This window comes from Puia sp. (assembly GCF_036500295.1).
Lineage (GTDB): Bacteria > Bacteroidota > Bacteroidia > Chitinophagales > Chitinophagaceae > Puia.
In genome coordinates, this window is sequence record NZ_DASYCH010000117.1 from 1 (window position 1) to 12,737 (window position 12,737).

At 54.5% G+C, this 12,737-nt stretch carries 7 protein-coding genes; 3 read left to right on the forward strand and 4 right to left on the reverse strand.

Annotated features, from left to right (window positions below; all coding sequences use genetic code 11):
- Positions 1-2,778 (reverse strand): GH92 family glycosyl hydrolase (locus tag VGM48_RS21575; protein ID WP_331582515.1); only part of this gene is annotated, 2,778 nt, incomplete at its 3' end.
- 85 nt (positions 2,779-2,863) lie between these two features.
- On the opposite strand from VGM48_RS21575, the gene VGM48_RS21580 reads away from it, so the two are divergent.
- Positions 2,864-5,170, forward strand: coding sequence for a GH92 family glycosyl hydrolase (locus VGM48_RS21580; protein WP_331582516.1), 2,307 nt, complete (start codon positions 2,864-2,866; stop codon positions 5,168-5,170).
- A gap of 53 nt (positions 5,171-5,223) precedes the next feature.
- Here the strand turns inward: VGM48_RS21580 and VGM48_RS21585 are convergent, their stop codons facing one another.
- Positions 5,224-5,766 (reverse strand): ORF6N domain-containing protein, encoded by a 543-nt coding sequence (locus VGM48_RS21585; RefSeq protein WP_331582517.1) that lies wholly within the window; start codon positions 5,764-5,766, stop codon positions 5,224-5,226.
- 125 nt (positions 5,767-5,891) lie between these two features.
- Positions 5,892-8,267, reverse strand: a complete 2,376-nt coding sequence (locus VGM48_RS21590) for an ABC transporter permease (RefSeq protein ID WP_331582518.1) — start codon at positions 8,265-8,267, stop codon at positions 5,892-5,894.
- A gap of 43 nt (positions 8,268-8,310) precedes the next feature.
- Between VGM48_RS21590 and VGM48_RS21595 the strand changes: the two genes are divergently transcribed.
- Positions 8,311-10,311 carry an amidohydrolase family protein gene (locus VGM48_RS21595; protein WP_331582519.1) on the forward strand — a complete coding sequence of 667 codons (2,001 nt, stop codon included), beginning with the start codon at positions 8,311-8,313 and terminating at the stop codon, positions 10,309-10,311.
- Between the two features lie 33 nt (positions 10,312-10,344).
- Here VGM48_RS21595 and VGM48_RS21600 read toward each other — a convergent pair whose 3' ends face one another.
- Entirely contained in the window at positions 10,345-10,671 is a 327-nt protein-coding gene (locus VGM48_RS21600) for a hypothetical protein (RefSeq protein WP_331582520.1), read from the reverse strand.
- A 236-nt stretch (positions 10,672-10,907) separates the two neighbouring features.
- Here VGM48_RS21600 and VGM48_RS21605 point away from each other — a divergent pair, with 236 nt between their 5' ends.
- A complete protein-coding gene (locus tag VGM48_RS21605) occupies positions 10,908-12,737 on the forward strand; it encodes an ABC transporter ATP-binding protein (RefSeq protein WP_331582521.1) in 1,830 nt (609 codons plus the stop codon).

Below are 12,737 nucleotides of genomic sequence, written 5' to 3' on the forward strand. Positions count from 1 at the left end.
GGGGATCTGTTGGGGTGACATGAAATTCGCGTAGGCCAGATGCGAGAAGTATTTGCTGACATCACCCGAGGCATCGCACCAGCCGCCGTGAAGATCGACCCGTTTGTCGCTGCCGAAGAGCAGTAGGTGTTTGTCGGCCTCCAACTCTGCGGGAGTGTTGGCGCGTTGCTGGTGATAATAATGGATGATGCTGCTCACCAGCGGACGGGCCCAGTCGGCATTGCCGATGGTGAAGGCGGCGGAGGTGACAGCGTTGGCAGTGAGGCGATACCTGCCCGGCGTTTTGAAAGTCGAGAAGTCCGCCTCGAAGTAGTTGTGCTCAGAAGACCAGTCCCGGACGGATTCAGGGTGCCCGAGACGACCATGGAAAACGGGGTGCCCTGCCCCATCGATAATCTCGAATACCCCATCATTCGCGCTGCCTTCCACGACGGCGATCTTTGGTTCATTGGGCGGGAAGATGGCCTGGTTGACATGAATGGATACTGCGGAAGCGGGCTGGCCGTCCGGATTGGATTTGGGACGATCGTCCGGCGCCTTGCCGAACTGCTCATCGGGTTTATCCCCCATATAGAGAACGAGCGAGGCGCCGGCCTTGATGGCTTTGAAGTCGATATAAGATTTGGTATAGGGGGCGCCATTGAGGGTGGCTTTTTGAATATAGATGTTCTTCTTACCAAAGTTCACCGCCTGCATGGTGAAGTGTTTTCCCTCCCCTACTTCCAGGATGGCTTTGCGGACGAGCGGTGTCCCGAAGACAAAGACGCCATTGGCAGGGTTGACGGGATAGATCCCAAGCGCCGACATGACATACCAGGCGCTCATCTGGCCGGCGTCGTCGTTGCCACAGAGTCCGTCGTTTTTTGCGGTGTAAAACTCGTCGGCAATCTGTTTGATCTTTTCAGCGGTCTTCCACGGGTAACCGGCGAAGTCGTAGAGATAGGCAATGTGATGGTTGGGCTCGTTGCCCTGCGCATACATCCCGATCAGGCCGGAGATATCCGGCGAGGCCTCCTTGCCCATCGACTGGCTGACGACAAAAAGACTGTCCAGTTTGGTGACAAAGGGTTTGTCGCCGCCCATCATGCTGATGAGTCTCTCCACATCCTGAGGAACGAGCCACGTATATTGCCAGGCATTGCCTTCGGTATAGTCACCCCATTCGTGGATCGACTGGAAGGGGTTGAAGGGTTCGCGATATTTGCCGTCGGCAAGGACCGGCCGCATAAATTTCGTAACGGGGTCGAAATAGCGCGTGAAATATTCGCCGCGTTTGGCATAAACCTGTTCGTCTTCCGTCCGGCCCAGTTTCGCAGCCACCCGGGCGATACACCAGTCATCGATAGCATATTCCAATGCCTTGGACACCGATTCCCGCTCTTTATCCGCGGGAATAAATCCTTCTTCCTTCAGGTATTTGACGCCATAGTCATCACGGGTGGAAGATGCCTTCATCGCTTCGAGGGCAAGATTGGCATCGAAGCCATGGAATCCTTTCAAAAAAGCGTCGGCAATGATGGGGACGGCACTGTAGCCGACCATACAATCCGTCTCGCGGCCCTGGAGATGCCAGATGGGGAGCTTGCCCTGCTGGACATAGATGGCGAGCATGGTATTGATGATATCATTGACGCGTTCGGGATGGATCAGCGTCATCAGCGGATTCAGCGTACGATACGTGTCCCATAGCGAGAAGATGGTATAGTTATTATAGGGAGCATGTTCGATCACCTTTCCGTCCGCGCCGCGGTAACTGCTGTCGTGGTCGTTGTACAGCGCCGGGGCGATCATCGAATGATACAGTGCGGTGTAGAACACTTTCCGCTGGACGGCATCGGCGGCGTCGATCTTTATTTTATCCAGCGCCCGCCGCCATTTCTCATTGCCCTGCCGGACGACGGCTTCGAAGTTCCAGCCGGGGATCTCTGCCTTGATATTGGCAAGGGCATTCTCCCCGCTGACGTTGGAAACGCCCACTTTCAGCATGACCGTGCCCGGATTCTTTTGAAAGGAGATCAGCCCTTTGACGGTATCGGCTTCGATGGATAACTCTTTTACGGGCGTATTACCGTTCAGCAGGGCCAGGTTCTTTAACGGGAAGTTGGTGCGGATCGCGAAATAGATCCGCCTGTCCTTCGCCCACTGAGAGCTGTTGCGCCATCCGATCAGGGTACTGTCATCAAGCTTTAGCAGGTGGGCCTTTACTTTTGGATGTTGCCAGCCCGCATCGAAGTTGCCCTGGAGGAGATCGATGATGATATGGGCAGGACGATTGGCTGGAAAACGGTAGCGATGGAAGGTGACGCGTTCGGTGGCGGTGAGTTCGACGTTGACCTTATGATCTTTTAGCCAGAGCGAGTAGTATGCAGGGCGGGCGATCTCGTTTTTGTGGTCATAATGTGAGGCGTATCCGGCCGTCGGGTTTTGCTGGGTGCCCACTTCGGTGCGAACGGCGCCGGTATAGGGCATGATCAGGATGTCGCCGAGGTCGGGGATACCCGTACCGTTGAGATGGTTCTGGGCAAAGCCTTTGACGACGCTGTCGCTATAATGATAACCCGAGCACCAGTCCCATCCCTTATTTATATTCATAGGGCCGACCTGTACCGCGCCGAAGGGAACGCTGGCGCCGAGAAAGACATGGCCGTGGCCGCCGGTGCCGATATAAGGATCGACATAGGAGACAGGGGCGCCTTCGTTGGGAAGGTGCGTTGCCGGCTGCTGTGCGGAAAGAGTTTGGCTGATCAGGCAAGCGAGTAGCGGGACGATTCGTTTCATGTGCTAAAGATACCGCGTTCGCGGATTAGCTGTAAAAATTTGCAGCGGAATCGATAGCTTGCGGGATAAAATTCCCAATAGTACCATGCTAAAAAAAGCCTTTCTATTTAGCGCTGTGCTTGCCCTGGCAGGCGGTGCACGGGCCCAGTGGGTCGACGCCGTTCATGATCCCGTCGACTTTGTCAATCCGCTGATGGGCACACAATCCACCTACGCGATCTCGACCGGAAATACCTTCCCGTCGATCGCCCTGCCCTGGGGGATGAACTTCTGGACACCGCAGACCGGAAGGAATGGAGATGGCTGGCAATATACTTATACAGCTGATAAGATCAGGGGTTTCAAACAGACCCATCAGCCTTCGCCGTGGATGAATGATTTTGGCGAGTTCAGCCTCATGCCGGTCAACGGGTCGCAGTTTCGGGAAGAGAAACGGGCTTCCTGGTTCTCGCACAAGGCGGAGGTGGTAAAGCCTTATTATTATAGCGTTTATCTCGCCGATCACGATGTGACGACGGAGCTGACGCCCACCGAACGGGCCGTGCGTTTCCGGTTTACCTTTCCAAAGACGGACAGCGCCCATGTCGTGATCGATGCCTACAACAAGGGGTCGTATATCAGGATCATTCCCGGCGAACGCAAGATCGTTGGCTATTCCACGCGGAACAGCGGCGGGGTCGCCCGGAACTTCCGAAACTATTTTGTCATCGTCTTCGATCAACCCTTTACTTCGATGCACGCCTGGAAGGATAGCACGCTCATGGATTCGCTGGAGCTGACCGATCCGCATGTCGGCGCGATCATCGGGTTCGCAGCGGCGCATCGCGGGACGGTGATCAATGCAAAAGTGGCTTCTTCGTTTATCAGTATCGAGCAGGCCGAGCAGAACCTCGCCAGCGAGATCGGCAATGACGATTTTACCACTGTAGAGGCAAAAGGCCGGGCCGTCTGGAACAAGACCCTTGGCCGGGTATCCGTCGAGGGCGGCACCATCGATCAGATGCGAACCTTCTATTCCTGTCTGTACCGGATGCTTTTCTTCCCGATGCGGCTTTATGAGAAAGACGCCGCCGGCCGCATCGTCCACTACAGTCCTTATAACGGGAAGATCGAGGCAGGATATATGTTCTCGGGCACCGGTTTCTGGGATACCTTCCGGGCATTGTATCCTTTCCTGAATCTGGTCTACCCTTCTATCAACAAGGAGATGCAGGAAGGGCTTGTCAACGATTATAAGGAAGGCGGCTGGCTGCCGGAATGGTCCGATCCGGGCTATCGGAATGTGATGATCGGCAATAACTCCGCTTCCGTCGTTGCGGATGCATGGCTCAAAGGGTTGCGGGGTTATGATATCAATACGCTATTCGATGCGTTGCTGAAGGATGCGAACGCGGAGGGACCGATCGATGCGGTGGGTCGCAAGGGCGTCAGCTATTACAACAGCCTGGGGTATGTTCCCTATGACGTGCACATCAACGAGAACGCAGCCCGCACGCTCGAATACGCCTATGATGATTTTTGCATCTACCGCCTGGGCAAGGCGCTTGGCAGGCCGGCTTCGGAGCTTGCGGTATATGCCAAACGTTCGCAGAATTATAAGAACCTGTTCGACCCGGCCCACAAGCTGATGCACGGAAAGAACCAGGATGGAAGCTTCTCCGCCAACTTCAGTCCGTTTAAATGGGGCGACGCGTTCACCGAAGGCAACAGCTGGCATTATAGCTGGAGCGTGTTTCATGATATCCAGGGGCTCATCGATCTGATGGGTGGGAAGAAAGAGTTTGTGCGGATGCTGGACAGCGTGTTTGTGATGCCGCCGGTCTTCGACGACAGCTACTATGGCGAGGTCATCCATGAGATCCGCGAGATGCAGATCGCCGGGATGGGGCAGTACGCACATGGCAACCAACCGATCCAGCATATGCTATATCTGTACAACTATGCAGGTGAGCCGTGGAAGAGCCAGTATTGGATCCGCGAGGCCATGCGCAAGCTGTACCAGGCTACGCCGGACGGATATTGCGGTGACGAGGACAACGGACAGACTTCGGCCTGGTATGTGTTCTCGGCGCTGGGCTTTTATTCCGTTTGTCCCGGGACCGATGAGTACGTACTTGGAACGCCGCTGTTCCGTAAAGCCGTTCTTCATTTGGAAAGCGGAAAAGATTTTGTCATCAGCGCGCCGAACAACAGCGCCGCCAACCTCTACGTGCAAAGCGCCACGCTGAATGGCCAGCCGTACAGTAAGAACTGGATCGCGCATTCGACGATCGTCAAGGGGGGAGAGTTTCGGCTGACGATGGGTGCTACCCCGAACAGGACAAAGGAAGTCAATCCCGCGGATTATCCCTATTCTTTCAGTACGGACAAAACACGCCCCACGCTAAAATGAGATGAGTTTTAAGGCGCCAAATTGGCGCCTTAAAATTTCAATCTATTGCAGGATCAATTCCTTTCGTTTGCCCTTCGGAAGCCGATCCGGCGGCGCGGTTCTTGTGGCTTCGTGAATAGTTTTTTAAGGGCAACAAAGATCAATTGAATGTCTTCGCTGTTTTTAACGACTCGTTTTTCGAGTTGTTTGAGTTTTAATAGGATGTCCTTGTGCGTTAGCAATAGTTCTCGCATTCGGGTAAATACTCTGATGATCTGAATGTTTACCTTAATAGCAGTTGCACTATTCAGTACGCTGGATAACATAGCTACACCTTGTTCCGTAAAAGCCATGGGAACATACTTGCTATGCTCGCCTTGTTTTAAGGTGCCATTTTGGCTCCTTAAAGAATTGTATTCTGTTGGGGTCAGTTCGAACATAAAATCCTCTGGGAAGCGACCTATATTACGTCTTACTTGTCTTTTAAGCTGCTTCGTCTCCACTTTATACATTTCAGCAAGATCATAGTCCAGCATAACTTTTCTATCCCGGATCATGTGAATTTTATTGGCGATCGTCCCTTCAGTCGGAATGATAGGCCTTGTGACTTTTGCCATAAAATGAGGTTTTAATATACAATGACAATCGATGAAATTACATATTCTGTCGCCGAAGGCAGACAAATTATTTAAGGTTGTCATGTACCCTTAAGGATGAAGGGTATATACCGATGGCGGGTAGCCTATTCACTTCTTAAAGCCCGGACGGGATTTGCGCGGGCAGTGCGGAAGGAATGGTAGCTGACCGTTAGCATGGCGATGCCGAACGCGGCGATGCCGGCGACAAGGAAGACCGTCGCACCGAGGGGAATATGATAGGCATAGTCGCCGAGCCAATGTTGCATGGCCCACCAGGCGATCGGGGTGGCGATGCCGAAGGCCAGAAGGACGAGCAGGAGAAAGTCGCGGCTGAGCAACAGGAAGAGTTGGGGGGCGCCGGCGCCGAGGACCTTGCGGATGCCGATCTCCCTGGTACGCTGTTCGGCCGTATAGAGCGTGAGCCCCAGCAATCCCATACAGGAGATAAGGATCGCCAGCCCGGCAAAATAATGGCTTAACCGACCGATCACCTGTTCACTCGCATAAAACTTTTGATATTGCTCGTCGGAGAATTGATAGGTGAAGGGGAACGCGGGATTCACCGCCTTCGACAACCGTTCGAGACCTCCAAGCGCCTGACGGGTGGCTCCGGGCGCGATCTTTACCAGCACATACCCATCCTGGGCATGTTCATTGAACCGGAGGATCAGCGGATAAATAGGATCGTGAAGGGACGCAAAATGAAAATCCTTTATCACGCCGATGATCTTCCCTTTCCGGCCCCAGAAGGTGATCTCGCGGCCCACAGGCTCCTTAAAACCGATAAGCCTGACCGCAGCCTCATTCAAAATATAATTGCTCGAATCTGTCGGGTAGTCCCGCGAGAAGTCGCGGCCCTGCAGGACACGGATACCCGTCGTCGCCGTAAAATCATAGCCGACGGAAGCCTGGGTGAAGGAAGGAAGGTAGTTAGCCGGTTTCCCCGCCCACTCCACCGAGATCGTCCCGTTATCCATGACCGTCGGCGTATTGTTCATACAACTGATCGATCGGATACCGGGTAGTTGTACCGCCTGTTCCCGGAACGCTGGATACTGATCGGTGAGCCTGCCCTGAAGCGGAAGATAGACCAGGTTATCCCGGCTGTAGCCGGTGTCCGCCTTTTGGAGGTAGTTGACCTGTTGGGTGATCACCAGGGTGCCGATGATCAGGATGATGGAAAGGACAAACTGGAAAACGACAAGTCCCTTCCGAAACTGTGTGGCCCCGCTACCCATCACCATCGTTCCCTTCAACACTTTTATCGGCTGGAACGAGCTGAGGAAAAGCGCCGGATAGCTGCCGGCGACGCAGCCGGTCAGCAGCGTGAGGCCCAGGATCTGCAGCCAGAAGCTCCAATCGCCAAGCGGAAGGCTCATCGTTTTGCCGGCAATGCTGTTGAATGCCGGCAACAGCCCGATCGTCAGCGTGAGCGCAAGGACTACCGCGAGAAAGGCCAGCAGAACCGCCTCGCCAAGGAATTGCCGGATCAGCGAGCCGCGTTTCGCACCGATGACCTTTCGTACGCCGATCTCCCGGGCCCTTTTCATGGAGCGTGCCGTGGTGAGGTTCATAAAATTGATGCATGCGATCAGCAGGATGAAAACGGCGACAATGGTGAAAAGCCGCACGTAACCGATACGCCCGCCCTCGATCACGCCGTTATTAAAATTGCCGTGTAAATATTTCTCCTTAAAGACTTGCATGTCCAGTTCGGTGTGATGACCGGGAACAGGATGTTCCCCTTGCCGCTGCAACAGGTCTTTCATCTTCACCCGCACCGCTTCCGGGTTCGTGCCCGCGCGTAATGCCAGGTAGGTCGAAGGGCCGGAGTTGTCCCAGCGGTTCATCCAGTTGTTTTCCTTCAGGAATTGTTGCCAGTTGATCAGGAAGTCAAAATGCAGCGTGGAATGATCCGGGTTATCGAATACCGCCGTGACGGTGAAATTGGTCCAGCGGTTGAGGGAATCGCGGCTCAGCGTCTGACCTATCGCGGCCTGCGGGGTCCCGAAAAATCGGACTGCCATTTCCCTGGAGATGGCGATGGCGTTTGGCGTATTAAGGGCGTTGTCGGCATTGCCTTCCTCGAGGGGAAAGCTGAACAGATGGAAAAAGTCCCTGCCGGCGAACCCGCCGTTGGCCTTCAGGCTTTTTCCCGCCGCCCGAAACGTATTGTTGTAGTCGCGGTCGACCGTGGCGGCATATTCCACATCGGGAAGCACTCTTTTCAACTCTTCGCCCAATAAGGCAGGGAGTTCGTAGTCGCCGGTGATCTTGCCGTCGCCATAACCGCGGCTATAAGCCACATAAAGGCGGTCACGGTTGGTATTCAAGGCGTCCATGGACCGCTCGTCCATGACCCAAAGAAGGATCAGCAGACTGCAGGCCATTCCGAGGCCAAGCCCGAGAATATTGAGCCCGGTAAAGAAGCGGTTCTTCGAAAGATTCCGCCAGGCGAGTTTTATCTGGTTCCAGAACATAGGACGAAGGCGTTTTATCAAATTTATCGTATTTTCCCCTGATATGAAAAAGACTACTGTTAGTACGTTGCTGCTTGGCTGTTTGTTACACGGGCTGGCGCAGACACCGGCGGCCGGCGGTGACAGCGCGCGCTTCTTCCTGCACAAGTTTGCGCAAAACATTGGCCAGGAAGTCTATTACCGGACAGCGGGAGATAGCGGGGTAAGCTATGCGGTTCGATTCAAGTTCGTCGACCGGGGATCGCCGGTGCCCCTGATTGCGCGCATCTTATTGACGCCAAGCGGCGAGCCGTTGCGGTTTTGGATCAAAGGAAATACGTCGCGGTTCTCCACCGTACACGATAGTGTATCCGTCACCGGTAGCAAGGCCTATGCAAAAGTGGACGACAGCAGTTTCACGCAGGAGATAAAAGGGCCTGCCTTCCCGGTAGCGGGTTACTCGCCGGCAACGGTGCAAATGCTCCTGCTCCAATACTGGAACAAACATGGCCGGCCGGAGAAGCTGCGGCTGTTGCCGACAGGTTCCGTCTCCATAAAGATGTCTGGATATGATACCCTGTTCTATTATGGCAACCGGCTGCCATTGCAGCGGTTGGTGATCAGCGGCCTGGTCTGGGGCAACGAACTGGTCTGGACCGACAATGACGGCAACCTCGTTTGCCTGATCACCAATGACGCAGAAGGAGATAAGCTGGAGATGATGCTGGATAAATATGAGAGCCTGCTGCCGGAACTTATCGGCCGCGCGGCGACCTATGGGATGCAGTTGTTTGCGGCTTCGATGAAAGGGGATGACGGCGGTTCGGCCGGGGCAAGAGGGCAGAAAGGAGTGTTGGCGATCGTCGGCGGCAGGATGGTGGATGTTGCGATGGGTGCGACTACACCCGATGCGGTAATCCTGATAGAGAACGGGAAGATCATAAAAGCGGGCCCAAAAGCGGCGGTGGCCGTCCCCGCGGGAGCGAAGATCATTCACGCCGAAGGCAGGACGATCCTTCCGGGACTCTGGGATATGCATGCGCATTTCGAGCAGGCGGAGTGGGGGCCCGCCTACCTGGCGGCCGGGGTGACGACGGTACGCGACTGCGGCAATGAATTCAATTATATCAATTCGGTGAAGCGGGCGATCGACGAGGGCGTGGGTGTCGGCCCGCATATCCTCAAGGCCGGGATCATCGACGGCCCGGGCCCGATGGGTCTTGGCATCGTCCGCGCCGGCACGCCGCAGGAAGCAAAATATGCGGTGCGCCGTTATAAGGACAGCGGCTTTGTCCAGATAAAGATCTATAGTTCGGTGACGGCGCCGATCCTCAAAGTGATCTGCGACGAAGCCCACCGGCTGGGGCTTACCGTTACCGGCCATATCCCCGAAGGGATGAACCTCGAACAGGGTGTGGACTCCGGGATGGATATGGTCAATCATATCCAGTATGTCGGACCGATCCTGGCAAGGACCAAAGACAGACTGGTGGATTGGAACGACCCCAAAACCGCAAAAGGACTCGATTTCATCAGGCAGCATGGAACCGTGATCGACCCTACGCTCGGGGTTTTCGAGATGATCTTCCGATCGGTGAAAGACAGCATCACGAGCATGGAGCCGGCATTCGGAACCCTTCCTCAGCCGTTGCAGGTATTGTTTGTCACGATGGGGATGCCGCCGGCGCAGGCAGAAAAATTCAAAAGCTATTTCAAAGACCTGGAGAAGCAGGTCAAAGTGTTGCATGACATGGGCGTGCCCATCGTCGCGGGCACGGATATGGGTTTCCCGGGATATAGCGTAGACCGGGAACTGGAATTGTATGTGGATGCTGGACTGACGCCGCTGGAGGCCTTGCGAACGGCTACGATCGTACCCGCGCTGGTCATGAAACAGGCGGGTATAAGCGGCTCGCTGATGCCGGGCCGCGACGCTGATATTATCCTTGTCGACGGAGATCCGCTACATCATATCAGGGATATCCGCAAGGTGAAGCTGGTGATCAAGGACGGAAAAGTATATGACCCTTTGCAATTGCACAAGATCGCAGGCTTCTCGAAATAATTTCGTTCCTCGGACATCCTTTCCTGCCGGAACTTACTGATGCTGATGCGAACAGGCATCCGCGATCTTCCGGATGGACAACTTAATGTCTGCGATCTCCCCGACAAGCGAGCCATTCACGGGCGGCTCGGTCCTTTCTGCCAGGTCATCCAGTCTGACCTTGATAGCGATAAGCTGCTGGAGGGTATCCTCCTTCGACTCGTCACGCGTCTTTACCGTTATGGGCTTGGCGGTAAGAACTTTTTTTACATACTCGGTCAAGCTCCGGCAAGTGGACTGGTGCTGATGGCTGTAGACTTCCTGTAATTCCTCTGCAGAAAGGCGGATAGAGAGGAAGCGCTTTGCTTCTTTATTCGACATAGGTCGTGGATTTGGTTCAATGACTAATTAGGTGAACGAATTGGAGTCCTTCCAATTACAGACAATAAAATTAGCGCTGAAGTACAGAAGAAACTGTTAAAACCGAAATTCATCAGATTAAAATTAGATGAAAGCCGAAACGCCGGGGAAAACGAGAGAACAACATCACCTGTGGGGGGGTCGCTGTCATGCGTCAAAAAATGCTGTTTTTTAAATATTTATGACTATTTTGGGGCATGATCGGGACCATCCGTCATCGGGTTCGCCAACTAAAAACTAACCTCCATCTGATGAGGACCCTTCGCCTCATCTGGTCGATCTCGAAGAAATGGACCACGCTTACCCTGGTGTCGATCGTCGGCGAAAGCGTTCTTTACCTCCTGCTGCTTTATATTTTCAAGCATCTTATCAACGAAGTGACAAAGGCCACACCCTTTGACGACGAAAAGGTCCGGCGGGTGCTGTGGTATCTGGTCGTTATTACGGTTGGGACCATCATCTACGTCACCGTAAAGGCGTTGTCGACCCTGGCCATCGAGAACCAGGCCCAACGCGTAAAGGAGAGTATAGATGAGAAAATTCATGAATGTGCGGTAAGTCTGGACCTTGCCTTTTACGAGAGCCCCGCCTACTTCGACACGATGAAACGGGCCAAGGACGCGGGTCCCGAAGCACCGAACAACGTCGTCCTCAACCTGGCCGACATCGCCAAGAACAGCCTCACGCTGGTGGCCATCGGCTCGATCCTCATCTCCATCAGCTGGCTGTTGCTGCCCCTGCTGGCGCTTTTTGTCGCACCAACCCTGCTGGTGCGTATCCGTTATGCCGAACAGATGTATCAGTGGCGCCGGAAACAGACACCGGTGGAACGCCAGGCGGCATATCTGAGCAGTCTGATCACCGAAGACAGCCCCGCCAAGGAAATTCGCGGATATGGCCTCGGAAGCCATATCCGTGCACTTTATACCGATATCCGTGTCAAATTGATGGGTCAACGGTTACAAATGACCCGCCGGAACACGTTTAAGGAACTGCTGACAAATATCATGGCCACGCTCGGACTCTTTGCCTGTATCGCCTACCTGTGCTTCAGCATGATCAGGGGCCGGATGAGCGTGGGGGACATGTCCCTGTTCCTTATCGTATTCCCACAGTCCTTCGGCGTTCTGCAGCTGATGTCCCAGGGCATCTCGGGGCTTTACCAGAACAATATCTTTATCAATAATCTCTTCGAGATGTTCGATCTGCGGGCCACCCTGAACGAACCGGAGAACCCGATAGCCGTTCCACAGTCCGAAACCGTCGACCTGGTCGTGGAGAATATGAGTTTCACCTATCCGCATGCAAATGAGCCCGCCCTGCGCAACGTGTCGCTGCGGGTTCCGCCGGGTAAGATCATCGCCATCGTGGGGTTGAACGGAGCGGGCAAGACGACACTCATCAAGCTCCTATGCCGGCTTTACGATCCGACGGAAGGATGTATCCGGATGGATGGGCTGGATATCCGCAGCTTTAAAAGCACCGAGTACCGGAAGCATATCAGCGCCGTGTTTCAGGATTTTGGGAAATTCAATATCACCGCGGCGGAGAATATCCGGTGGGGGGATATCGATAGTCAACGGCCATCGGAGGATATCGAGGAGGCCGCCCGGAAGTCAGGGGCCCACGATTATATCCGGAAATTCCCGGAGGGCTATGAGACGATGATGGGCCGGATCTTTGAGAACGGCCGGGAGGTGAGTATCGGCCAGTGGCAGAAGCTGGCGATCGCGCGGGCGTTTTTCAGTAACAGTCGTTTTGTCATCTTTGACGAGGCTACGAGTGCTCTCGATGCCGTGTCGGAAGAGGAATTGTTCCAGTCGTTCCGGCAGCGCATCGGTAACCGGGCCGCGCTGATCATCAGCCACCGGTTGACCGCTGTACGGCATGCGGACCATATCTATGTAATGGGCGACGGGCGGGTACAGCAGCATGGAACGCATGAAGAGCTTGTGGCAATGGGCGGTACGTATTCCAAATTATTTTTAAAGAAGCCGGTGGGCTCGGATAGCGCCGGTCACCAATAA

Excerpts from the sequence above, each read along its gene's own strand:
- VGM48_RS21585 (WP_331582517.1), bottom strand. The coding sequence starts at position 5,766 with ATGGCAAAAGTCACAAGGCCTATCATTCCGACTGAAGGGACGATCGCC.
- VGM48_RS21605 (WP_331582521.1), top strand. The coding sequence starts at position 10,908 with ATGATCGGGACCATCCGTCATCGGGTTCGCCAACTAAAAACTAACCTC.
- VGM48_RS21600 (WP_331582520.1), bottom strand. The coding sequence starts at position 10,671 with ATGTCGAATAAAGAAGCAAAGCGCTTCCTCTCTATCCGCCTTTCTGCA.
- VGM48_RS21595 (WP_331582519.1), top strand. The coding sequence starts at position 8,311 with ATGAAAAAGACTACTGTTAGTACGTTGCTGCTTGGCTGTTTGTTACAC.
- VGM48_RS21580 (WP_331582516.1), top strand. The coding sequence starts at position 2,864 with ATGCTAAAAAAAGCCTTTCTATTTAGCGCTGTGCTTGCCCTGGCAGGC.
- VGM48_RS21590 (WP_331582518.1), bottom strand. The coding sequence starts at position 8,267 with ATGTTCTGGAACCAGATAAAACTCGCCTGGCGGAATCTTTCGAAGAAC.